The following is a 23962-nucleotide window of genomic DNA, read 5'->3' as shown; positions in this document are numbered from 1 at the left end:
AAAACAGCGATAGTAAGAAACTTATATAAAGAATAAGGATGGCGAGATTCATAATGAATCTCACCTTCCTTACAATAGTGTAGTCAAAGGAATAATTTCCTAAGAAGCTTATTTCCAAGCATCAATAATGAGCTTAAAATCAGCAGCTTTGAGAGAAGCTCCACCGATCAAGCCACCATCAATGTCTTCCTTAGCGAAAAGCTCAGGAGCATTCTTACCGTTGCAAGAACCACCATATAGAATTGAAGTGTTGTCTGCAGCTTCTTGTCCATACTTCTCAGCTACGCACTTACGGATAAATGCATGAATTTCTTGAGCTTGGTCAGAAGTAGCTGTCTTACCTGTTCCTATTGCCCAAATGGGTTCATAAGCGATTACAATGTTCTTCCATTCTTCAGCAGAAAGATGGAACACACTTCCTTCAAGCTCAGCTTTGCAAACAGCTTCATGCTCACCAGCTTCACGTTGGGCAAGACTTTCACCGATACAGAACACAACCTTAAGACCATTTGCAAGCGCGAGGTCAACCTTTTCTTTGAGAACCTCAGGAGTTTCGTTGTAGTACTCACGACGCTCGCTGTGACCAAGAATAACATATTCAGCTCCAGTGGACTTAATCATCTCGGCTGATACCTCACCAGTATAAGCTCCAGATGCGTGGTTTGCGCAGTTCTCAGCAGAAACCTTCACAAGGCTGTGATCTACCAACTCACTCACCTTAGCTAAGTGAATAAAAGGAGTGCCAAGGATTACTTCGCAGTTGGGCTTCTCATTCTTGAGAATTTCATTAACTTCAGCGGCAAGGGCTAGACCTTCTTGAAGATTCTTGTTCATCTTCCAATTGCCGGCAACGATGTGCTTTCTCATTTTCTTTTTATTATGGGATTTATAATGTTTGTAGATACGATAATAACGACTGCCTATCCAAAGACGATCTGCAAGTAAGAGTAATCCAAAAGGAATAATAAACCAAAGGAAAAGTTTTAAGAGAGCATGACTAGTGGCGAAACGTTGAATCTGTAACTCAGGATTCTGCGTTATAGCCTTTAATTCGACTTCGTCTGGAAGATCATTTCTGCTCCACTTAGCAATTATACGTCCGTTCTTCAAAAGCATCACTCCTGGATTAGAACGCACCATGGCATTTAAAGCTTCAGTAGAACTCTCAACAAAAGGATATGCTGCACCAGTACGATCAATCCAAGCAGTTACGCTTTCTTTGCTTCCTGCTGTAGCACACAAAAGATGTTGCTGATTGTCATTTGCGAAGTCATATATATCATTGAGTTGATCACTACATCCAGCATCAGCTAAGGATGGATTTGGCATAGTTATGATATAAACCAAACCTGAGTCCGCAAGTATTTCATCAGCAAGTTCATCTCCATCTCGATCAACAAAAGAGAAGTCCTTAATGGTAGGTGCTTCTAACACCTCTGTGTGAGTATCCACATAGATCCATGAACTATCTTCGGGTAGATTATTTATATCAAAGCTACGTTGCTGTCCATTCTTCTCGTAAATGAACGTCATCTTCTGCTCCCCTTTGATAGCTTTATTAATAGATACCCCAGTGGCATAAGGAGTAAATTCCATTAAGGGCAAATAGTGCAGCGAAAAAAGAGTTACTCCAATAAGATAGACCATCGCATATAACGATAGCAACCATTGAGTATGCAAAGAGATTATACGTAAAGAATGACGCCGTTGTGTAAGAACAATCAGTGCACAAACTAATAATATGATATTCTTAGCAAGTGTTTCTCCGTTTGTCAACACAAAAGCTGTGCCAAAACATCCACAATCAGACACTGGGTTGTACACATAAATGTAGACTGTAACCAGTGTCATTATCAACATGAATCCAAAACTTCCTAAGGCTGCTACGCGCTTGCGCATTCCCAACAAGAGGTATACGCCAAGCGTGAATTCAACTAAGGCCAATAGAAGAACAGCTGCATCAAGATAGAGAGAACCTGCTGGTACATTTAGCCCCCAATGCACAAAGTAAGCCTCCAACTTATGCTCCATTCCCATTGGATCTAAAGCTTTTACAAAGCCAGAGAACAGGAAGGTACCTGCCAAAACCCACTGAGCAAGTGTGGTGATGAAGCGAAGGAGAATATGGGTGACTTTATTACTCGACATTATCTACGGACTTCTCTATTTCCAATTTGATAAGCGCAAAAATCGCATAATTTAGCATATCCATGTAATTGGCATCTATACCCTCACTCACGAGGGTTTCCCCATCGTGTTCTTCAATCTGTTTTGTGCGAAAAACTTTCGTAAGAATAAAATCTACATATGAAGACACGCGCATCAATCGCCACGCCTCATCGTAGTCGTGATTCTTCCGTAACATTAATTGAAGTGCTGCTTCTGCCTGGATATCATAGGATTCAGCCATACTGACATCGTTCAAATCTTCGTGATTTGTTCCATCTGCTATGCCCTTTTCAAGCTGGATAAGTCCCATAATGGCATAATTTACAATGGCTATAAATTCTGGAACGATTCCTTCGCCTACTTTGGAAGTACCTTTGGTTTGTAAAGAACGGATACGATTTGCTTTAATGTAAATCTGATCTGTAATGGAAGGAACTCGAAGAACGCGCCATGCAGTGCCGTAATCATACATTTTCTTCATAAATACCTCACGACATAAAGCGATGGCCTGTTCAAACTGCTGTTGCGTAGTCATAATTATATTGTGTTCTTACGCTATTATCTAGATATTTATTGCGGAAAAACGTAAATCACACTTAAAGCGCTCTAGTAAATCACAGCTATCACTACTGATAACTAGTAGCTTCGAGCTATATAGACACGTGCAACAGCTGGTTTTCCGCTAATCATGTCAGTTCCCAAATTGTCTTGTGACACATCATTGGGGATACAACGAATTGTTGCTTGAGTATCCGCTTTAAGCTGAGCTTCAGTTTCAGGAGTTCCGTCCCAATCGTAAACGAAAAAACCACCATCTTTGATACGCTCTTTAAAATCATCGTAAGTGGTGCAAGTATAAGTTTTCTCTTCACGAAGTTTCAATGCCTTTTGGTAGATATTCTCTTGGATTTCTTCCAACAAACTAACTACGCGCTCTTCTATACCCTCGAAAGACAAAGTCTCTTTCTCTAAAGTATCACGGCGCGTTACCTCGATGGTTCCATTCTCTAAGTCTCGGCCACCCATTACGAGACGTACAGGGACACCTTTTAATTCATAATCAGCAAACTTAAATCCTGGACGTTTGTTCTCAGCGTTGTCGTACTTCACTCGAATCCCCTTAGTTTGGAGCTTCTTAGTAAGTTCGCCAAGCACAGCATCAAATTTCTCTTGTTCTCCATTCTTGAAAATCGGAACAATCACCACCTGAATAGGAGCAACATGCGGAGGAAGCACCAAGCCATTATCATCAGAGTGACTCATTATCAGTGCCCCCATAAGACGAGTAGAGACTCCCCAAGAAGTAGCCCAAGCATATTCTTCTTGATTATCTTTGTTGACAAACTTAACATCAAATGCTTTACCAAAGTTTTGTCCCAAAAAGTGAGAAGTACCGCTTTGAAGAGCCTTTCCATCCTGCATCATGCCTTCAATGGTATAGGTATCAAGCGCACCAGCAAATCGTTCAGTCGCACTCTTCACTCCCTTAACCATAGGAATAGCTAGTACATCCTTAGCAAAATCAGCATAGACATCTAACATCTGTTTTGCACGAATTTCGGCTTCCTCACGGGTAGCATGCGCAGTATGACCTTCCTGCCAAAGGAATTCTGAGGTGCGAAGGAATAGACGTGTACGCATCTCCCAACGCATCACATTGCACCATTGATTACAAAGCAAAGGAAGATCACGCCAAGATTGAATCCACCCACGGAACGTATTCCAAATCGTTGTCTCAGAAGTAGGGCGAATGATAAGTTCCTCCTCTAATTTAGCAGCGGGATCTACTACCACGCCATTACCTTCATCATTGGTTTTAAGACGATAATGGGTTACTACGGCACATTCCTTAGCAAAGCCCTCTACATGTTCAGCTTCTTTTGAGAGATAGCTCTTAGGGATAAGCAGAGGGAAATAGGCATTTTGAACCCCCGTTGCTTTGAAGCGAGCATCAAGGTTCTGTTGAATGCTTTCCCAAATGGCGTAGCCATACGGCTTAATTACCATGCAACCACGCACAGGAGACTGTTCTGCGAGGTCAGCTTTTACCACCAATTCATTATACCAACGAGAGTAGTCGACACTACGTTTGGTAAGGTCTTTGAGTTCTTTGGCCATGTATATATTGAATGTGTCTTATTAACGTGATGAAATAACCGAAAGACTCAAACTGGTCATAAGAGCTTCGGTAAAAAGTAAGAATTAACGATGAAAACGACAGAGTAAACTGCAGATTTCTCGGCAAATTTACGAAATATTGCTGATATAAGCCTAGTTATTGCAGCAAAATCCCACTAAAGATTCGTCCAGAGTTCAGTCCTAATTGACGAGCAGAGAAAAAACTATCAGAGTGCGTGAAGGTATCAACACCAGCAATTTGCACATTCTGCAAGTTAACACCTATCTCTTCAAGTTCAAAAGCAACGGATGCCCACAAATCAATATGTGGTTTAACATAATTATGAAGTATGACTCTATCAGGAAAATTTGAAGCTAAGAAAGCTCTCACCACTTCATCTCCGACTTCAAAGGATGCTGGCCCTATACTAGGTCCGATGACGACTCTAATGTCACTGACATTGCTCCCCAGCTTTTTCATCTCTTCTACTGTATTTCGAGCTATATGCCCCACCACCCCGCGCCATCCAGCATGTACAGCTGCAACGACTTGTTGCTCGAAATCATATAGAAGTATGGGAACACAATCAGCTGTCGAAACTCCAATACAGACTCCAGGCAAGCGAGTTACTAAGGCATCAACTTCCTCCAAATAAGCTACTTGTTCTTGAAGAGGAAAATCAAAAAAACTCTCCTCTACAACCTTTACTTGGTTGGTGTGTGTTTGAAATGGGAGAACAACTCTCTGCTCTGTTATCCCTAATTCTTGGGCTAGCTCTGTACGACATAGAAGTACATTGTTAGGAGCATCACCACAATAAGGCGTAATATTAAAAGAGGCGTACGCTCCTTCCCCTACTCCTCCACTATTCCGAAGGGTTGAAAAAGCGCGTACACCTTTACCTAAATGATATTCAAGCAAGTTCATTTGCTAAATCTAATAGTTGTCGCTACTCTGAAATGAGAATGACTGCTCAATCTTCCACATCCTCAATCTCATAGTCTTCTAGCTCTTCAATATCATCGTCATCAATCTCTACAATATCATCTGCCCAATCAGAGAAGTCGCGATCAAAATGATCTACCTCCCGGTCGCGGTGCACAATACTTCCACCCTCTGCGACACTTTGAAGTTTATTGCTTTCACTATTTAACTCTTGCCAGAGTAAATCTTTGAGCTCTTGAATGTGAAATCCTGTGACAGCACTAATAAACACCACAGGAAGATCTTCAGGAAGCTCCTCTTTAAGCATTTCTATCAGTTCTTCATCCAGCAAATCACTTTTAGTGACAGCTAATATACGATGCTTATTAAGAAGACCTTCGTTAAACTGTCTTACTTCTTTGAGTAGGACTTCATACTCTTGTCTGATATTGTCTGTATCTCCTGGCACCATAAAGAGCAAAAGCGAGTTACGCTCTATATGACGAAGAAAGCGAAGCCCTAAACCACGGCCTTCTGCAGCCCCTTCAATAATGCCAGGAATATCAGCCATTACAAAAGAGCGACCATCGCGATAAGGTACTATACCTAAAGAAGGTTCAAGCGTAGTAAAGGGGTAATTGGCTATTTTGGGTCGAGCATTTGACAAGGCACTCACAAGCGTAGATTTGCCTGCGTTGGGAAAGCCAACCAAACCTACATCAGCAAGTAGCTTGAGTTCTAGCACAACCATCATCTCCTGCATAGGTTCTCCTGGTTGCGCAAAGCGAGGTGCTTGATTTGTGGCCGTACGGAATTGGAAATTCCCCAATCCCCCACGTCCTCCTTTGAGAAGCATGACAACTTGTCCATCTTCTACAACATCGCACAAGTATTTTCCAGTCTCTGCATCATAAGCAACTGTGCCTGGTGGGACGTCAATATACTTATCTTCTCCGTCACTTCCGTGGCTACAGCATTTTCCTCCGTTGCCTCCATGCCCTGCAAATACATGTCGATCAAAACGAAGATGTAACAACGTCCAATAGTTATGGTTGCCACGAAGATAAACATTACCTCCGCGACCACCATCACCACCATCGGGGCCACCCAAAGGTTGGTACTTACCACGATGCATGTGCATCGATCCACGACCTCCCTTACCTGAGCGACAATATATCTTTACGTAGTCAATGAAATTTGATTCCATCGAGATTATTTATGGCACGACACCTGATGCTTAGAGGGCATCAATAACCGCACACAAGTTTGCATTGATTTCTTCGAGCGAACCATAACCCTTCACTGCATTGCGAAGACCTTCTTGCTCGTACCACTCAATGAGTGGCATGGTCTGGTTGTGATAAACACCAAGACGCTTTGCGATGGTCTCTTCATTATCATCTGCACGACCACTCGTTTTACCACGATTAATCAAACGCTCCATAAGCATTTCGTCAGGAACGTTGAGTTCGAGCATAGCGTGTACTTGTGTACCACGTTCTGCGAGCATAGCCTTTAGTGCCTCTGCTTGTGGGATAGTACGGGGGAAACCATCGAAAATAACACCTTGGGTTTTAGGTAATGCATCGTAAGTTGCAGCCAAAATATCTATCATCAAAGAATCTGGAATCAACTGACCATTGTCAATATATTCCTTCGCTGTACGACCTAAATCGCTACCAGCTTTGATTTCCGAACGAAGCACATCACCAGTGGAAATGTGATCAAAACCATATTTTTCTACGAGAATATCGCTTTGCGTGCCCTTACCTGAACCAGGCGCACCAAAGATAACGAGATTTTTCATTATTATAGGATGAAAATGTATTATCTAATCAATTAAAAAGTAGATTCCTCTATTGCTTAGCCTGAGGACGTAGTGCTTGTGCATCAGGAATCGTTCTTAAATAAAAATTATCCTTCTACGACAGTATAGATTGCAGGCAGATTACGTCCGAAGCCATCATAATCTAAACCATATCCTACGATAAAATCATTGGGGATTTCAAAGCAAGTGTAATCTATATCTAGCTTCACCTGCATGTTACCAGGTTTAACCAAAAGAGAAGCAACCTTCAAGTCAGTAGGCTCAAACTTCTGTAGATACACCAAAAGCTCTTGCATAGTCAGACCAGAATCAATGATATCTTCTATCACTACAACAGTACGTCCTTTGAGGCTTTGATTGAGTCCAAGAAGCTCTTTAACACTTCCCGTGCTATTCATACCTTCGTAACTAGAGAAACGCACGAAATTGATTTCACAAGGAATAGAAATTCCACGCATAAGATCAGCTGCGAATACGAAAGAACCATTCAATACTGCCAAGAATACTGGATTTTTCCCTTCGAGGTCTTGACTGATCTGAGCTGCCGTCTCAGCAACACGCTGACGAATACGTTCTTCAGAGAGCGAGATGGCGAATTGTTTGTCTTTTACGGTAACGAGATCCATAGAGTGATAAAAATTTGTCTGCAAAAGTAGGAAAAAAAAGCCGAAGTTCGTGCATTTCTATCCCTTTTCTGAAGAAAAATCGTACCTTCGCAGACAAAATAACCACTTCATGAAGGAATCTCATTTGTTTTACGCTCCTAATCTGGCACAAACACTCCAACTTCCAGACGAGGAAGCTGCTCATGCGGTGCGTGTGTTGCGCCGTAAAGAAGGTGACTCTTTGTGGGCGACAGACGGCAAAGGCACATTCTTCGATTGTACAATTTCTGCCATTGGAATGGGGCGTCATCCTCAGTGTTTTGTTGTAATAGAGCGTCATTATCCATGGGAACAGCATTGGGCAAGTAATATTCATCTTGCTGTTGCTCCCACTAAAAACATGGATAGAATAGAATGGTTCGCAGAAAAAGCAACTGAAATCGGCCTCAATGGATTACACTTTCTTGATTGCTGTAACTCTGAACGCCGTGTTCTCAAAACAGAGCGTATCGAAAAAATAGTAGTTAGTGCTGCAAAACAAAGTCACAAAGGCAGTTTTCCAACTATTTATTCAATGGAAAAATTCAAATCCTTTGTTTCGACACCCTTTGAAGGTGACAAGTACATTGCCCATTGCTACGAACAAAACGACATAGATGGCACGCCAGAAAAACCGTTCCTCTTTGATGTAGTACAAAAAAACCGCCCTAGCCTTGTTCTCATTGGGCCTGAAGGTGACTTCTCCATTGAAGAAGTAGGATTAGCCAGCTCACTTGGTTTTCAGAGTATCTCTCTTGGTCAAAGTCGCTTACGTACTGAAACAGCAGCACTTGTGGCAGTACAATTGATGAACCATAAAAAAGCGCATTAACGATATGGATGATTTTCTCCAACAAACGAAGAATGCACTACTCTCTCTTTTTGAACATCACTTTGGAGAGGCTCCAGCTTCCACACAAATCTTACATAGTGCTGGATCCAATCGGGTTTACATCAGACTCTTTCGCGCAAACGGAGCTAGTGTTGTAGGAGCTTATGGTAGCAACCCCCAAGAGAATGATGCATTCATCTATCTATCTCAACATTTCTACGCTGGTTCCTTACCAGTACCTCAGATTTACGCTATATCAGAAGATCATCACTGCTATTTACAAACTGACCTAGGAGACCTCTCTCTTCATGAAAAACTTGCTTCTTGGAAGAAAGTGGGATATTCACTTGACTTATCGCCAAAAGAAGTTTGCCATAACAGAAACACGAAAGTAGAAGGTTCCGATAGAAAACTCGGAGAATACTCAAAACATCTCGGAGACTTTTCGGCAAAAGTCGGAGAACTTTCAACAACTCTCGGAGATTCCTATCAACATCTCCGAGAGTTGTTGCGAGACAAAGACTATCCCTCCCATTGTCCCACATCTGTAGCCCCAATAGCCTGTGAAGGGTTCGACCTACTTCGAAAGACGATTAGACTTTTAGCAAGAATACAAATAAAAGGGGGAGAATCGCTTGAAACAAGCCATTTAATCCCCCCTCATTCTTTTGATCAGCGGTCTATAATGTTCGATTTGAACTATTTCAAATATTGTTTTCTAAAGCCCTCAGGTTTACCGTTTGACGAAATGGCTTTAGAAGACGACTTTGATTCTTTTGCTAGACGTTTGCTTCAATGTGACAAAGAAGGGAAGACGTTCCTGTATCGAGATTTTCAAGCTAGAAACGTAATGATTCATGATGGCCAACCATGGCTCATAGATTTTCAAAGTGGACGAAGAGGACCATTACACTACGATGTGGCTTCTTTCCTCTGGCAAGCTTCTGCTCAATACCCGGATGCCCTGCGTAGCACTCTGGTAGAAGAGTATCTAGATGAAGTATCCACACTAACCTGTATCAATCGTACACAGTTCCAAACAGACCTCCAGCTATTCGTTCTATTCCGCACCTTGCAAGTATTGGGAGCTTATGGTCTCCGCGGTCTGTACGAACGAAAACCATATTTTTTACAATCTATTCCACTAGCATTAAAACAAGCTGTACAATTAGTAGAAAACGGAACAACTAAAGAATATCCCACACTCTCGAAAATTCTATTAGGACTAGCACAATCACCATTATTTCAACAATATAAATCAAATCATGCATAGTAAAGATACAATAGAAAGTAAGAATAATCTTGTAGTACGTATATTCAGTTTTTCCTATAAGAAAGGCATCCCTAGTGATGAAAGCGGGAATGGTGGGGGATACATTTTTGATTGTCGTAGCACACATAACCCTGGCCGCTACGAACCCTACAAACAACTTACGGGACTAGACCAACCTGTCATTGATTTTCTTGAGAATGATGGAGAAATACTCATATTCTTAGAGCACGTATTTGCGCTGGCAGATGTTCATGTATCTCGCTATATGGAACGCGGTTTCACCAGCTTGATGTTTTCTTTTGGATGCACAGGGGGGCAACATCGTAGCGTATATTCAGCTCAACACCTTGCGGAGCATCTTCATAAGAAATTTGGGATAGCTGTGATACTAGAACATCGCGAACAAGGCATTCGCCAGACATTTGCAGCACAATATTAAGACTTGTTTATCGTTATTCTTATATGCTTCGTTTACGTCTTCTCCTTTTTCTTACCTTTACCACTCTATTGATAGCCACGGCGTCTGCCCAACGGGTCAAGATTTTTGGTTCCGTTCGCGATACCCATGGTTTACCCATAGAGCTTGCCTCTGTGCGCATAGCCGGCACAGCAGTAGTAACAGTGAGTAATCTTCGAGGAGAATACAGCTTATATTGTGCTTCTTCTGACAGCGTTATAGTAGTTTGTGGCATGATAGGCTACGAAACTCGTAAACGGACACTACTAGCCCCCAAAGACTCTGTACGCATTGACTTCATTCTTCCCGACTATTCTGTTATGGTAGGTGAAGCGGTAGTCAAAGCGCAAGGCAAACAATTGGGCACAACTCAAAGAATTACACTCGACTCCAATCGTCAAGCCCCTTCCACTACTGGTAATGCCGTCGAAGAGCTTGTTACTGCACAAGCAGGGGTTTCGACTCATAGTGAACTTTCATCTCAATATAACGTACGAGGGGGTTCCTTTGACGAGAATGTCGTATATCTTAATGGTATTGAACTTTATCGCCCTCAACTAGTTCGTTCGGGACAGCAAGAGGGTCTTTCTATTATTAATAGCGACATGGTAGAAAGCATCCGCTTCTCTGCAGGTGGTTTTGAAGCTAAATATGGTGACAAAATGTCATCAGTACTAGATATTAGCTATAAACGCCCTGACCGCTTTGAAGCATCCGCAAACGCTTCACTTTTAGGTGGTGGCCTGTATGCTGGTTGGGGGAATAAAAAGGGAACATACTCTCTCATGAGTAGCATCCGCTATAAGACTACTAGTTATTTACTTGGTTCTCTTGACACAAATGGAGAGTATAATCCAAACTTTTTGGATTACCAACTCTTTGCATCATGGAAGCCTTCTGCTAAATGGTCACTTGATGTATTAGGTAATTTCGCAGACAACCGTTATTCCTTTGTTCCTCAAGACCGTGAAACACGTTTTGGTACCTTGTTCGATGCGCGTTCATTCAAAGTATATTTTGATGGCAAAGAAGAGGATCGATTCCAATCCCTATTTACAGCTGCAACCCTCACACGACACCTAACCTCATCTACTTATTTAGCTGCCCAAGTTTCAAATTTTTCAACTAATGAACGAGAAACTTATGATATTCAAGGGCAATACTGGCTAAGTGAAGCTACGACAACTACGCATTTAGGTGTGGGGACTTACATGGAACATGCACGTAATTTCTTAAATGCTCGAATTTTCAAATTGGGGCTTCGCTTCGGTACTCGTTTATATAGTCACCAGTTGTCAGCTGGCATTGACTGGAGAAAAGAATATGCTATGGAGCGATCAAGAGAATGGGAGATGCGTGACTCCTCAGGTTATTCACTGCCACATTCAGCAGAAACATTACAGCTTATTCGTTCGCTACATTCAGAAAACAGACTGACGGCTCATACTACTGAAGCATTCCTCCAAGATACTTATCGCAAGAATGCTGCTATTGGGTTGTTTAATATCACATACGGCTTGAGATTTACATACAGGAATTGGAATTCTGAGTCCTTCTTCTCTCCTCGTTTTTCAATTGGGTTTATACCATCACGCCGCGACAATTGGACTTTTCGTCTAGCAACAGGATGGTACTATCAGACTCCTTTCTACAAAGAATTGCGACAAACAACCATGCGTAATGGCGTTACTGAAGTCTTGCTAAACACCCAAGCTCGCAGTCAGCGTTCTTTCCAGCTTGTAATAGGCAGTGACTATGCTTTTCGCATGATGAACAGACCTTTTAAACTAACAGCAGAAGCCTACTATAAGTACTTCTCTCGCCTCATCCCTTATAGCGTAGACAACGTACGAATAGTATACGAGGGTGACAAAACCACTAATGGCTTTGCGGCAGGTATTGACTTTAAGCTCTTTGGAGAGTTTGTACCAGGAACAGACTCTTGGCTGACCCTTTCTCTGATGCGAACTAAAGAGAAGTTACATGGATCATGGACTCCTCGACCTACTGATCAGATTTATAACCTCTCTCTCTTCTTCACAGACTACTTTCCAGGTAGTACCCGCTGGGCTGTAACTCTGCGAGGGGCTTTAACTGGTGGACTTCCTTTTGTTCCTCCCCACTCAAGTCAAAACTCACTAATCTACCGTGCCCCTTCCTACAAACGTGTTGATATAGGTTTAGCTTATCATCTGTTCAAAGTCCAGTTAAAAGATGGACGTCGCCCAGTCATTGGTCCAGGACGATGGCTGAGCAACGCCTGGATTGGTCTTGACTGCTTCAATCTATTAGGCATCAGAAACGTCAGTTCCTACTATTGGATTACTGATGTTAGCAACATACAACACGCGGTGCCCAATTATTTAACTGGACGTCAACTAAATCTCAGGTTCTCATTGCAATTCTGACTCAATGATCTCATAAAATAGGCTCTCCTTGCAGAGGGATATTACACTTCACAGAATCTAAATAGTAAATGAAGTCTATGCTAATGAATAACTTAAAAGGATGAATTGGTCTTTCAACCAATCCATCCTTTTAAGTAGTATAGTTTGAAAACAAAGCAGAAACTGTGTCGTAAGTAGTTCTCTAAACAACTAAATTGAACTTTTTACTTCATTGCTCCTATACAAAGAAACAATAGACTGATAAAAACTAAGAGAAGATCAATAGCCTTTGCACGAATATTATTCTCGTGCCATAAAAAAGCACCAAAGAGAAAACTAACTAATACACTACTTCTGCGCGTCATCGAAACAATAGCTATTAGTACATCAGGATCTGTAAGCGCATAAAAATAGACTAAATCTGCTAAGGCCAAAAAAATACTAATGCCAAGAATCGACCATCTCCACTGAAAAGGTGTAGTACTTTTACGAACAGGCCACCAAAGAAAAGCATAAATCAAACCCATCAATCCAAACTGATAGATATTGAACCACGATTGTACGAAGACTGGATTGAGACCTAACCCACCTAAATCGGAACTACGGAGCAGAAACTTATCGTAAAGTCCACTACATGCACCAAGTATCGCGGCTAGCATCAGGAGAAAAATCCATTTATTGCGAAAGAAAAGAACTCCTTCTTTCCGGCCACTTCTACTCATCAAGAAGAAGGAGAAAATAGCTAAAGTAACACCAACCCACTGCCACTCATTAAACTGCTCGTGAAAAATTAGCATAGCGCCCAATAAGGTCATTACTGGCCGTGTAGCATTAATGGGACCCACCAATGTTATCGGTAAATGCTTCATGGCAAAATAACCACAAATCCAAGAAGATAATACAATTATGGCTTTGAGTAAGACCCAAGAATGTACTTCTATGGTTGAAGATGGCACAAACCAATGACTCTCCGAAGATACCAAACCTACATGTGATAATAGAATTAGAGGGAGAAACAAGAGACTACCAATAAGAGTGTTGAGCAGCAACACGGGAAGCACTGCATTATCACGCAAAGATATTTTTTTGAATACATCATAAAATCCCAAGCAGATAGCAGAAACAACGGCAAGAAAAAACCACATGACTAAATTTGCACTAGCTATTAATACTGGATATCAACTAAGAATAAAGCGTTACCTGCAACACTTTCACCTGCAGAGCATCTATTTTGCGCCATAATAACTTCTCGAAATTCTTTCACAGACATACGTCCCCTTCCAACCTCCAATAAAGTCCCAACTATTGCACGCACCATATTGCGCAGGAAACGATTAGCAGTTATTTCAAATCTCCAATAATCTCCGTCTATCTGCGCCCACTGTGCATGAGTTACAGTGCAAATATTGGTTTTTTGATCGTTGTTTACTTTAGAAAAGCTAGTAAAGTCATCGACATCTAGTAACACTTTAGCAGCTTCATTCATCAAATCATAGTCTGGCACATAAGACAATCTGTTTGCGTAATGGCGACGATAGGGATTCTTTTTAGAATAGACATAATAATGGTATGTTCGTTGTTTCGCGTCAAAGCGCGCATGCTTATCATCCGCCACTCTTTCCACTTTCTCAATGGCTATATCTGCAGGAACTATGCGATTTAATCTGAAAGCAAAAGCTTCTTCATCCAAGATTTGGTCAGTATCAAAATGAGCCACCATCATAGATGCATGAACCCCAGTGTCTGTTCGCCCAGCTCCAACACATTCTGTGGGAACTGGCAACAATTTCGTTAGGGCATCATTCAGGCGGGCTTGTACACTGTTTGCATTGGGTTGGACTTGCCATCCATGATAATTGGTACCGTCGTAAGAAAAGGTGATAAAGTAACGCATAAAATATAATTTATAGTGCAGAGAGATGCAAGTTATATTTTCGGATAAAAATCAATCTCCGCACTTACTAGCGACTTAGTATGAAAGAGGATGCAGTATGCCACCAACCAAGCTTCCTCGGAATTGCAGCTTAATACAAGAAAAGTCATCACTTGCGCAAAATCATAAGTAAAGAAAAACGCTGTACCCCTGTTATAGGAGTACAGCGTAAATGCTAGTTACTTACAGCTGCAAGGGGAAGTTTAGGCTTCTTCAGCAACAACTTCGAAAGCAACTTCAGCAGTTACATCCTTGTGAAGCTTTACAGCAGCCTTGTAAGAACCAATTTCTTTAACGTCCTTCAGAACAATGCTCTTACGATCTACTTCAAGACCGAGCTTAGCAAGCTCTTCTGAAATGTGAAGGCTAGTTACAGAGCCGTAGATTGCACCAGTAGCGCTAACCTTAGTTGCAATCTTGATACCTTCAACAGCATTGATTTTGGCAGCAAGTGCGAGAGCATCATTCTTGATTTTCTCGAGCTTGTGAGCTTGTTGCTTAAGAACTTCAGCGAGTTCCTTCTTTGCAGAAGGAGTAGCAACAACAGCCTTACCAGTAGGAATGAGGAAGTTACGACCGTAGCCGTCCTTCACGGTAACGATTTCATTCTTGAAACCGAGACCTTGCACGTTTTCTTTGAGAATAATTTCCATGTGTGTACCTCCTCTTTATTATTTCATCAAGTCAGTTACGAAGGGAAGGAGTGCAAGATGACGAGCACGCTTCACGGCCTGAGCCACACGACGTTGGAACTTCAAAGAAGTACCAGTGATACGACGGGGTAGAATCTTACCTTGTTCGTTTAGGAACTTCTTGAGGAATTCAGGATCTTTGTAGTCGATGTACTTAATACCGCTCTTCTTGAAACGGCAGTACTTCTTCTTCTTAACGTCTACGGTAGGGGGAGTCAAATAACGAATTTCAGATTGTGCCATGTTTTAGTCCTCCTTCTTATTTGAACGACGCTTTGCAGCATATTCAGCAGCAAACTTGTCGAGTTTAACAGTAAGGAAACGGATTACGCGTTCATCACGACGGAAACCAACTTCCAATTTGTCTACTACAGAGGGTTCAGCCTTGAACTCCACCAATTGATAAAAACCAGTGCTCTTCTTATCGATGGCATAAGCCAACTTCTTGAGGCCCCAGTTCTCTTCATTGATAACCTCAGCACCATTAGCGGTGAGGATACCTTTGAACTTTTCGACCGCTTCCTTCATCTGAACTTCAGACAAAACGGGAGTGAGGATGAAAACGGTCTCATACTGATTCATCATGTTGTGAATGTATTGAGTGAATAAATAATGCTCTTTCTGACTTACTTCTAGACTAATCATTTACCTGATAGCACACTATAAGTCCAAAAGACGTTGCAAAATTACAACATTCTGATAAAACAGCCAAGTTTTTCGACGAAAAACCATGCTTTGGCATTATTATTGTAGGAAGAGAGCAAGGTTTACAGCTAGAAAGTTGTACCTTTGCAAAGATTACTCTTTTATAAAGATATATCCGATACAGAATAATGATTGACAACTTATCGCCTATAATTGCCCAAGTTCTCACCCTAAGTAAGGAGGAGTCTCGTCGCTTTCATCATCCGAAAGTGACTTCCTTGGCGTTGTTGCTTGCCATGCTCCGTAATCAAGAGGGGCAGGTGCGACAAATGATTGAGAATTTGGGAGCCCCAGTGGAGCTTCTACGTGATACGCTCGAACAAAGGATGGCCAACCTCACTAATAAGGAAGTCACTGCTGAAGAACCTCAGCTCGATGCTGATACAGAACGTATCCTCCGATTGTCACATTTAGAAGCACGACTACAGAAATCACAAGAAACAACCGATATACACATGCTTCTTGCTTTGCTTCGAGACCGTCATAACGAGGCATGCAAGCTAATTAATCAATATGGCGTAGAATATAAGGACATCACAAGCAAAAACTCTACTCCCGCAACCTCTCAGTCTAACACAGACAATTCTTTGGAAATGGCTGGCGATATGCCTAGCAATAATGGAGAAGCTCAACGTAGTGTACCACAAAACACACCATCTAGTGGCTCCCCCAATAGCGAAACTCCTATCTTAGATAAGTTCGGTCAAGATTTAACGCAAGCAGCAGAACAAGGATGGTTAGACCCTATTGTGGGGCGTCATGATGAAATACAACGCGTAGCTCAGATTCTTACACGTCGTAAGAAGAATAACCCCATCTTAATAGGAGAACCTGGTGTGGGTAAGAGTGCACTGGTGGAAGGCTTGGCACAACTGATAGTAAAAAACCAAGTACCTCATCTTTTGATGAACAAACGCATTGTTACTATTGACATGGCCTCTATTGTTGCAGGTACTCAGTATCGAGGACAATTTGAAGATCGTTTGAGAAAACTCATCGAAGAACTCAAAGCTCATCGTGAGATTATCCTCTTTATCGATGAAATACACACCATTATTGGTGCAGGAAGTGCCCCTGGTTCACTTGATGCAGCCAACATACTCAAGCCAGCTTTAGCACGTGGTGAAGTGCAGTGTATTGGTGCTACTACCATTAGCGAGTATCGAAAAACAATCGAGAAAGACGGTGCACTCGAACGCCGTTTCCAAAAGATACAACTGGAGCCTACTACCCCATCCGATACTCTCATCATCCTCAAGAACATCAAAGCGCGCTACGAAGATCATCATAATGTGTGCTACACCGATGCAGCTCTGCGAGCGTGTGTCACAATGACAGAACGCTATATTTCTGATCGTTCTCTCCCAGACAAAGCTATTGACGCTTTAGATGAGGCTGGCAGCCGTATGCACTTATTAAAAGTACAATTGCCTGATCCTATTGTCGCGCAAGAAAAGATTGTAGAAGAACTTCGCCTATCCAAAGAAAATGCAGCTGCTGAACAAAAATATGAGGAAGCAGCTAAATTGCGTGACAAACTTAGACAAGCCGAAGGAGAAATGGAACGCTTGAAAGCAGAATGGAAAGCAAACCTGAAGGAACATCGTATTACTGTAGACGAAGCGGACATAGCCAGTGTAGTTTCACTGATGAGTGGTATTCCCGTAGAACGCATGCAAGAAGAAGAGACTGTTCGCCTTAAAGGAATGCAACAAGCTCTAGCAAGCAAAGTAATTGCACAAAATCGTGCGATACACCGCCTAACTCGCGCTATCACGAGGAATCGTCTTGGCCTTAAAGACCCTAATCGCCCCATTGGGACGTTTATGTTTGTTGGGCCTACTGGTGTAGGTAAAACCCATTTAGTAAAAACTTTGGCAGAGTTCATGTTTGGCACGAAAGACTCTTTGATTCGTATTGACATGAGTGAATACGGAGAAAAGTTCTCAACCTCTCGCCTTATTGGTGCCCCTCCAGGATATGTCGGGTATGAAGAAGGAGGTCAGCTCACTGAGCAAGTGCGTAGACATCCGTACTCTATTATCCTACTCGATGAAATAGAAAAGGCACACCCTGATGTATTCAACACCCTTCTTCAAGTTATGGATGAAGGGCGTATGACAGATGGTAACGGAACTACTGTTGATTTTCGCAACACGGTCATTATAATGACCTCAAATAGCGGGAGTCGCCAAGTAAAAGAATTTGGAGCTGGTGTAGGCTTTGGTAGTTCTTCCGATGGAATCTCAGCAGATGCGGCAGAAAGCATTGTTCGGAAAGCACTACAACGCCAGTTTGCACCTGAATTCCTCAATCGTCTTGATGAAATCATCATGTTTGACCCTCTCAATGCAGAAGGAATCGCCCAAATTGCCGAATTGGAAATTCAAGCTCTTGCCAAACGTCTGTCAGACAACGGACACCAATTAATACTTACGCCTGCAGCTAAGCAGTTTATTGCCAAAAAAGCTTTTGACCCAGTATATGGTGCCCGTTCTTTGCGCCGAACACTACAAGAATATGTGGAGGATCCAATCTGTGACCTCTTCTTGGATGGAGAGCAAAAGCCTATTCTTCACATCGATTTAGATGAACAAGGTGAAAAATTGAAATTAACCGCTTCCGATACCCTTTAACCCGTGGTAGACACTCACGCACGCTTTTTTTCGTGAACATAGAATGCAGTGTTGAGTGATTCAACGGAACTCTTCGCCTTCGAGCGAATACAGCTTTATTAGAATATGACTGCATCAATTGATTTCTTCATCTATTGCCGTCCTTCCCAAAACATAGACATCGCACTTTCCATGGCAGCTCACCCTGCTGTGGAAAGTGTGCACGTTTTACAGGACGATGTTGAGCACCCTACAACAGCAATATCCACTATAAACATTGATTACCCCTCTTCTTCAAAGAGCATTCGCACTATTGCTCGGGAGAGTTCTGCTGAATTTGTACTTCTATTCTTGCAGCCCAAGGGATTTTTACCCAATTATCGTTGTATAGATCGCATGCTTCAAGTAGCAAAAGATACTCATGCTTCGATGGTCTATGCAGATCGCTGGGAACAACATGAAAATGAAGATGGAAGTTTCACAGCTCCTACGTTACACCCTGTCAATGACTATCAAATTGGGTCTGTTCGTGATGACTTTGACTTTGGTGGTTTGTGGCTTATCCGTGGGGATTTACTTCGAGACTTTGCAATAGGACACAAGCAACGCTTCAAATATGCAGCTTCTTATGCCTTACGGCTTTACCTAAGTCGTAAAGGAGGAATTGTACACCTACGTGAGCCACTCTATTCTATGATAGAAACGGACATACGCAAAAGTGGTGAAAAGCAGTTTGACTACGTAAAACCTTCAGCTCGCGAAGTACAATTAGAAATGGAAAAAGCATGTACTCAGCATCTTAAAGAGATCGGTGCCTGGATTTCCCCTGAAGAATTTGACGATATCCCCACTCCATTTCCTCCCTCTTTACTAAACGCAACAGGGTATATACACAACGTATCTCAAACATCAACGGAAATAGTTTCACTACCCACTGTTCCCCTCGAAGGCAATACGGAGAAATTTCCAGTGATAGCATCGGTGATTATCCCCGTGCGCAATCGTGTGCGCACTATTGCTGATGCGGTTCAGTCTGCACTATCACAAAAAGCAGACTTCGCCTTTAATGTCATTGTTGTTGACAATCATTCGACCGATGGTACAAGCGAGATTCTAGAGAAACTTGCTACTGACTCGAGAGTAAAAGTGCTAACGCCTCAACAAACCGACCTTGGGATAGGAGGTTGCTGGGATTTGGCCATTCGCAGTGAGTTCTGTGGCCGCTTTGCAATACAACTTGACTCAGACGATCTATATAGCGATACTGATGTTTTGACTCGAATAGTCGCAGCCTTTCGTGAGCAAAAGGCAGCTATGGTGATAGGCTCCTATCGTATGGTTGACTTTTCGCTTAACACTCTTCCTCCTGGCCTCATTGATCATGCTGAATGGACGTCTGACAATGGTCGAAACAATGCACTGCGTATCAATGGTTTGGGAGCTCCACGTGCGTTTGACGTTACAATACTACGCGGCATTGGTGTTCCCAACACAAGCTATGGTGAAGACTATGCACTGGGTCTCGCGATATCACGCCACTATCGCATTGGACGCATCTATGACGAGCTTTATCTTTGCCGCCGATGGGAGGGTAATTCTGATGCAGCTCTTGCCATTGATGCTGTAAATCGCCATAACGCTTATAAAGACCAGTTGCGTACCATTGAGATTCAGGCAAGACAACAAATGAATCTCCGCTGGAATCACAATCTTCAACAGTCGGAAGTACTCGATTTCATTCGACAACAGCTCTTTGCGTGGGAAGAAGTGCGCGAACGTTTTGAGAACCTTCACCACTCAACAGAGTTAAAGTCTCTCCCAACTGCCACTTGTACTCTTGCAGCACAGCATAATCCCACACGTATTCACTCTACAAAGGCAAATATCACCCAAGACTTCTTAAAGAAGCGTCCTTGCTTTCTCTGCGACAATCATCGTCCCAAGATACAGATTTCTCTTCCTGTAGAAGGCAAGTATCAGGTATTGATCAATCCCTACCCCATTCTTCCTCAACACCTCACCATTGTAAGCCGTCGACACACCCCACAATCACTCAAAGGACGTTTAGGAGATTTCTGTAAGATGGCTATGGAGTTGCCCGATTTCCTTTTATTTTACAATGGGGCTCGCTGTGGGGCATCTGCTCCAGACCACATGCACTTTCAGGCAGGTTCAAGAGGCGTTGTACCTCTTGAACGCGATTGGGCTCAATACGAAGGAAGTCTCGAACGCATCTATCCGATTTCCACTGAAGAAATTGTAGAAGTTGAAGAAGCTGGTTATACACACAAGCATGAAGGTATCTATTTACTACGTAACTATGCTTGCCCTGCCTTCGTGGTAATCGGAGAAAAATCCGAGGGAGACCAATTGTTACTCTCCAAACTATTGTCTGCCCTTCCTATTGCTTCGGGCATGAATGAACCCGACGTGAACCTTCTTGCATGGCGTTCATCAGGCCATGCGGCTCATCCTGACACTACTATTACGATTATCTTCCCTCGCAAGAAACATCGCCCTGCGTGCTACGCAGCAGAAGATTCCAAACAATGTCTTATTTCTCCAGGAGCAATTGATATGGCTGGATTGATCATTACTCCTCGCCATGAAGATTTTGATGCGCTCACCTCTCAACAAGCAGCTGAAATTTTAGCCGAAGTAACGCTCTCTGAAAGTGAAATCGCAACAATCATGCGAAAACTTCACAAACCGATATCCAGTTCAGCTGCCAGACGCAAGACTAATATCTTCAATGGTCGCCGAGAACCCAATGTAGAGGTGGCTATTATGAGTCACTCTCGCATAGAGTTCACGCTGAATACTCCCTTCTCTGCTAAAGGTCATATCATTTCGGGTAATCAAATAGTAGAATATAAGGATGGTACAATTTTATGGAATGGCAATGCTTATAGCGAATTGTCCTTCCTCCCGGACACTCCTCTCAACGAAGCGTCATTTACCCTTCAAGGTGTACCCATTGGCATCAACTTTCACTGGGAACGTAAGCTTAACCAAACCTTCCATGGTGCGCTCTACTTCAAGGTTCATGAAGAATCCATCCTTGCTATCAACCACATTCCCGCAGAATTATACCTTGAAAGTGTGATTTCTTCAGAGATGAGCCCAAATGCTTCCCTTGAACTACTAAAAGCTCATGCTGTTGTTAGCCGTAGTTGGCTATTCCGCATGATGATACAACGCAGAAATAATGCACAAGGAGAAGGCAACTTCTTTACCTTCCAACGCAAAGACGATGAGTATATCCGCTGGTATGGCCGTGAAGAGCACACACTCTTTGATGTATGCGCCGACGACCACTGCCAGCGTTACCAAGGAATACCCACTATTTCCCGCCCAGAAGTGCAAAAAGCCATCAACGAAACTCGCGGTTTGGTACTGATGTCCGAAGGAGACATCTGCGACGCTCGCTTCTCTAAATGCTGTGGTGGAATGACTGAACGCTTCTCTTCCTGCTGGGAAGATCAAGATGAGCCCTATTTAGTGGCAACTCGCGACTTACTCCCCAAGTCTTACAACGAACAGACTGCCTCTGAAGTAGACTTAACGAGCGAGCAACAGGCTACAGCTTGGATAAAATCAACACCAGCTGCTTTCTGTCATACCCAGGACAAGAAAATATTGGCTCAAATCCTCAACGACTACGACCAAGAAACAACTGACTATTATCGTTGGGAAGTCTCTTATTCTCAAGAGGAGATATCTAATCTGATTCAAGAGAAATTAGGACTTAATCTAGGTGGCATTCGCGCAATGATACCTATTGAACGTGGAGAAAGCGGACGTCTCATTCGACTTAAGCTAGTGGGAACTGATAAAACAATGACCATCGGCAAAGAACTTGAGATACGTCGTGCGCTTTCCCGCACACACCTCTACTCTAGTGCCTTTGTAGTTGAAACTTCTGGTGAAACTCCCGAAGGACTTCCTGCAACTTTCCACCTCTATGGCGCAGGATGGGGGCATGGTGTTGGTCTTTGTCAAATAGGTGCTGCTATGATGGGTGCAGAAGGCTACAACTACGAAGAAATCCTTCTCCACTATTACAAAAACGCTACAATCGAAACTAAGTATGAATAACTCGAAGCACCATCCACTTTCTTGGATTCCATCGCTCTACTTTGTAGAAGGACTCCCATACATCATTGTGACGGTGGTATCGTTAATTATGTACAAGCGATTTGGACTTAGTGATACTGAAAGCGCTGCGTACAGTGCGTGGCTCAGTCTACCGTGGGTGATCAAACCTCTATGGAGCCCGATTGTGGAGATGTTCAAGACAAAACGGTGGTGGATCCTAACCATGCAGGCACTTATGGGTATGGCACTTTCACTTATCGCTTTCTCCATCCCTACTTCATACTACGTCCAAACCTCATTTGCGCTGTTTTTCCTTATCGCCTTCTCCAGTGCAACACACGACATCGCAGCAGACGGATTCTATATGGCAGCGTTAAATGAGCATGACCAAGCGCAATATGTAGGTATTCGTAGCACATTCTACAGACTAGCTACCATTTTCACGGAAGGCCTTTTGCTCATGTACATCGGCACATGGGAAGTCATCACGAGAAACGTCCCATTGGCTTGGAGCATAGGGCTAGGCACAATAGCGATTCTCCTTTTTTTAGCAGCTTCTTACCACCTTTTGGCATTGCCCAAGGTCGAACATGAAGCACTCGAAAACCAACATCGCCTCACTTTTGAGACCGCTGCCAAAGAGTTTGCAACAACATTTCTCACATTCTTCCAGAAGCCCATGATTGGTTCAGCCATCATCTTCATGCTATTCTACCGGTTGCCGGAAGCTCTACTCACAAAAATCTTCCCGCTATTCCTCACGGCAAAAGCAGAACATGGAGGTTTAGCTCTAACTACTCAACAATTTGGCTTCGCTTATGGCACAGTAGGGGTGATAGGTCTCACCCTCGGAGGGATATTAGGAGGAATGGCTGTAGCGCGTCATGGTTTTCAACGATGGAAATGGCCCATGGTCATAGCCATCTCTCTACCCAATATTTTCTATTGTGTGCTGGCGTACTATCAACCCACTAACTTCTTGTGGGCAAACCTTGCTATTGCCGTAGAACAATTCGGCTATGGCTTTGGATTTACGCTCTATATGCTATTTCTCCTATACTTCGCCCAGGGACAATCCAAAGCATCACATTACGCACTATGTACAGGATTCATGGCATTAAGCATGACCATCCCTGGATTTACTGCAGGATGGCTAGCTGATACGCTTGGATATTACACAAGCTTTATTGTTGTTATGTGTTTAGTTCCTATTACATTTTGGGTAACCTCTATTATCAAAGTGCCTAATGACTTTGGCCGCAAGGAAAAAGCATAGGCAATATTCA

17 protein-coding genes and 1 pseudogene are annotated in these 23962 nt (G+C 42.8%); 6 read left to right on the top strand and 12 right to left on the bottom strand.

Annotated features, from left to right (window positions below):
- Positions 1 to 108: 108 nt before the first annotated feature.
- The 7 genes from HMPREF9999_RS10285 to hpt all read right to left on the bottom strand — a co-directional run bounded on the left by HMPREF9999_RS10285 (position 109) and on the right by hpt (position 7666).
- Positions 109 to 2148, bottom strand: coding sequence for a BT_3928 family protein (locus HMPREF9999_RS10285; RefSeq protein ID WP_009437669.1), 2040 nt, complete (start codon positions 2146 to 2148; stop codon positions 109 to 111).
- A complete protein-coding gene (locus HMPREF9999_RS06270) occupies positions 2138 to 2707 on the bottom strand; it encodes a DUF1599 domain-containing protein (protein ID WP_157049629.1) in 570 nt (189 codons plus the stop codon). Before HMPREF9999_RS06270 ends, HMPREF9999_RS10285 begins: the two co-directional genes overlap by 11 nt.
- A gap of 98 nt (positions 2708 to 2805) precedes the next feature.
- Positions 2806 to 4287, bottom strand: a complete 1482-nt coding sequence (proS, locus tag HMPREF9999_RS06265; protein ID WP_009437667.1) for a proline--tRNA ligase — start codon at positions 4285 to 4287, stop codon at positions 2806 to 2808.
- Between the two features lie 157 nt (positions 4288 to 4444).
- Positions 4445 to 5215, bottom strand: coding sequence for a peptidoglycan editing factor PgeF (gene pgeF, locus HMPREF9999_RS06260; RefSeq protein WP_009437666.1), 771 nt, complete (start codon positions 5213 to 5215; stop codon positions 4445 to 4447).
- A 46-nt stretch (positions 5216 to 5261) separates the two neighbouring features.
- On the bottom strand, positions 5262 to 6419 hold the full coding sequence (gene obgE / locus HMPREF9999_RS06255) for a GTPase ObgE (RefSeq protein ID WP_044063236.1): 1158 nt from the start codon (positions 6417 to 6419) through the stop codon (positions 5262 to 5264).
- Positions 6420 to 6449: 30 nt separating this feature from the next.
- Positions 6450 to 7019: an adenylate kinase gene (locus HMPREF9999_RS06250; protein ID WP_009437663.1), complete on the bottom strand. Its 570-nt coding sequence runs from the start codon at positions 7017 to 7019 to the stop codon at positions 6450 to 6452.
- A 107-nt stretch (positions 7020 to 7126) separates the two neighbouring features.
- Positions 7127 to 7666: a hypoxanthine phosphoribosyltransferase gene (gene hpt, locus HMPREF9999_RS06245; RefSeq protein ID WP_009437662.1), complete on the bottom strand. Its 540-nt coding sequence runs from the start codon at positions 7664 to 7666 to the stop codon at positions 7127 to 7129.
- Positions 7667 to 7775: 109 nt separating this feature from the next.
- Here hpt and HMPREF9999_RS06240 point away from each other — a divergent pair, with 109 nt between their 5' ends.
- From HMPREF9999_RS06240 to HMPREF9999_RS06230, 3 genes and pseudogenes are all read left to right on the top strand, one after another.
- Positions 7776 to 8516, top strand: a complete 741-nt coding sequence (locus tag HMPREF9999_RS06240; protein WP_009437661.1) for a 16S rRNA (uracil(1498)-N(3))-methyltransferase — start codon at positions 7776 to 7778, stop codon at positions 8514 to 8516.
- A gap of 4 nt (positions 8517 to 8520) precedes the next feature.
- Positions 8521 to 10228: pseudogene (locus HMPREF9999_RS10905) on the top strand (phosphotransferase).
- A gap of 23 nt (positions 10229 to 10251) precedes the next feature.
- Positions 10252 to 12654: a carboxypeptidase-like regulatory domain-containing protein gene (locus HMPREF9999_RS06230; RefSeq protein WP_009437658.1), complete on the top strand. Its 2403-nt coding sequence runs from the start codon at positions 10252 to 10254 to the stop codon at positions 12652 to 12654.
- Between the two features lie 203 nt (positions 12655 to 12857).
- Here the strand turns inward: HMPREF9999_RS06230 and HMPREF9999_RS06225 are convergent, their stop codons facing one another.
- The 5 genes from HMPREF9999_RS06225 to rpsF all read right to left on the bottom strand — a co-directional run bounded on the left by HMPREF9999_RS06225 (position 12858) and on the right by rpsF (position 15840).
- Positions 12858 to 13778, bottom strand: coding sequence for an EamA family transporter (locus HMPREF9999_RS06225; protein ID WP_009437657.1), 921 nt, complete (start codon positions 13776 to 13778; stop codon positions 12858 to 12860).
- A 20-nt stretch (positions 13779 to 13798) separates the two neighbouring features.
- Positions 13799 to 14527: a tRNA pseudouridine(38-40) synthase TruA gene (truA, locus tag HMPREF9999_RS06220; RefSeq protein WP_009437656.1), complete on the bottom strand. Its 729-nt coding sequence runs from the start codon at positions 14525 to 14527 to the stop codon at positions 13799 to 13801.
- A gap of 242 nt (positions 14528 to 14769) precedes the next feature.
- Entirely contained in the window at positions 14770 to 15219 is a 450-nt protein-coding gene (gene rplI / locus HMPREF9999_RS06215) for a 50S ribosomal protein L9 (protein ID WP_009437655.1), read from the bottom strand.
- Positions 15220 to 15237: 18 nt separating this feature from the next.
- Positions 15238 to 15501 (bottom strand): 30S ribosomal protein S18, encoded by a 264-nt coding sequence (rpsR, locus tag HMPREF9999_RS06210; RefSeq protein ID WP_009437654.1) that lies wholly within the window; start codon positions 15499 to 15501, stop codon positions 15238 to 15240.
- A 3-nt stretch (positions 15502 to 15504) separates the two neighbouring features.
- Positions 15505 to 15840 (bottom strand): 30S ribosomal protein S6, encoded by a 336-nt coding sequence (gene rpsF, locus HMPREF9999_RS06205; RefSeq protein ID WP_044063311.1) that lies wholly within the window; start codon positions 15838 to 15840, stop codon positions 15505 to 15507.
- 251 nt (positions 15841 to 16091) lie between these two features.
- On the opposite strand from rpsF, the gene HMPREF9999_RS06200 reads away from it, so the two are divergent.
- The 3 genes from HMPREF9999_RS06200 to HMPREF9999_RS06190 all read left to right on the top strand — a co-directional run bounded on the left by HMPREF9999_RS06200 (position 16092) and on the right by HMPREF9999_RS06190 (position 23952).
- Positions 16092 to 18599 carry an ATP-dependent Clp protease ATP-binding subunit gene (locus HMPREF9999_RS06200; RefSeq protein ID WP_009437652.1) on the top strand — a complete coding sequence of 836 codons (2508 nt, stop codon included), beginning with the start codon at positions 16092 to 16094 and terminating at the stop codon, positions 18597 to 18599.
- A 105-nt stretch (positions 18600 to 18704) separates the two neighbouring features.
- Positions 18705 to 22676: a DUF4922 domain-containing protein gene (locus HMPREF9999_RS09965; protein WP_009437651.1), complete on the top strand. Its 3972-nt coding sequence runs from the start codon at positions 18705 to 18707 to the stop codon at positions 22674 to 22676.
- Positions 22669 to 23952 carry an MFS transporter gene (locus HMPREF9999_RS06190; protein ID WP_009437650.1) on the top strand — a complete coding sequence of 428 codons (1284 nt, stop codon included), beginning with the start codon at positions 22669 to 22671 and terminating at the stop codon, positions 23950 to 23952. Before HMPREF9999_RS09965 ends, HMPREF9999_RS06190 begins: the two co-directional genes overlap by 8 nt.
- Positions 23953 to 23962 lie beyond the last annotated feature (10 nt).

The organism is Alloprevotella sp. oral taxon 473 str. F0040 (assembly GCF_000318095.2).
Lineage (GTDB): Bacteria > Bacteroidota > Bacteroidia > Bacteroidales > Bacteroidaceae > Alloprevotella.
The sequence above is the reverse complement of the archived record's forward strand: the minus strand, read 5'-3'. Positions and strand labels throughout refer to the sequence as shown.

Bases quoted from the DNA above. Each gene is read 5' to 3' on its own strand.
- HMPREF9999_RS06240 (WP_009437661.1), top strand. From the start codon at position 7,776: ATGAAGGAATCTCATTTGTTTTACGCTCCTAATCTGGCACAAACACTC.
- truA (WP_009437656.1), bottom strand. From the start codon at position 14,527: ATGCGTTACTTTATCACCTTTTCTTACGACGGTACCAATTATCATGGA.
- HMPREF9999_RS09965 (WP_009437651.1), top strand. From the start codon at position 18,705: ATGACTGCATCAATTGATTTCTTCATCTATTGCCGTCCTTCCCAAAAC.
- pgeF (WP_009437666.1), bottom strand. From the start codon at position 5,215: ATGAACTTGCTTGAATATCATTTAGGTAAAGGTGTACGCGCTTTTTCA.
- HMPREF9999_RS06230 (WP_009437658.1), top strand. From the start codon at position 10,252: ATGCTTCGTTTACGTCTTCTCCTTTTTCTTACCTTTACCACTCTATTG.
- rpsR (WP_009437654.1), bottom strand. From the start codon at position 15,501: ATGGCACAATCTGAAATTCGTTATTTGACTCCCCCTACCGTAGACGTT.
- HMPREF9999_RS06225 (WP_009437657.1), bottom strand. From the start codon at position 13,778: ATGTGGTTTTTTCTTGCCGTTGTTTCTGCTATCTGCTTGGGATTTTAT.
- obgE (WP_044063236.1), bottom strand. From the start codon at position 6,419: ATGGAATCAAATTTCATTGACTACGTAAAGATATATTGTCGCTCAGGT.
- HMPREF9999_RS06200 (WP_009437652.1), top strand. From the start codon at position 16,092: ATGATTGACAACTTATCGCCTATAATTGCCCAAGTTCTCACCCTAAGT.
- proS (WP_009437667.1), bottom strand. From the start codon at position 4,287: ATGGCCAAAGAACTCAAAGACCTTACCAAACGTAGTGTCGACTACTCT.
- HMPREF9999_RS06190 (WP_009437650.1), top strand. From the start codon at position 22,669: ATGAATAACTCGAAGCACCATCCACTTTCTTGGATTCCATCGCTCTAC.
- HMPREF9999_RS06250 (WP_009437663.1), bottom strand. From the start codon at position 7,019: ATGAAAAATCTCGTTATCTTTGGTGCGCCTGGTTCAGGTAAGGGCACG.
- HMPREF9999_RS10285 (WP_009437669.1), bottom strand. From the start codon at position 2,148: ATGTCGAGTAATAAAGTCACCCATATTCTCCTTCGCTTCATCACCACA.
- hpt (WP_009437662.1), bottom strand. From the start codon at position 7,666: ATGGATCTCGTTACCGTAAAAGACAAACAATTCGCCATCTCGCTCTCT.
- rpsF (WP_044063311.1), bottom strand. From the start codon at position 15,840: ATGAATCAGTATGAGACCGTTTTCATCCTCACTCCCGTTTTGTCTGAA.
- rplI (WP_009437655.1), bottom strand. From the start codon at position 15,219: ATGGAAATTATTCTCAAAGAAAACGTGCAAGGTCTCGGTTTCAAGAAT.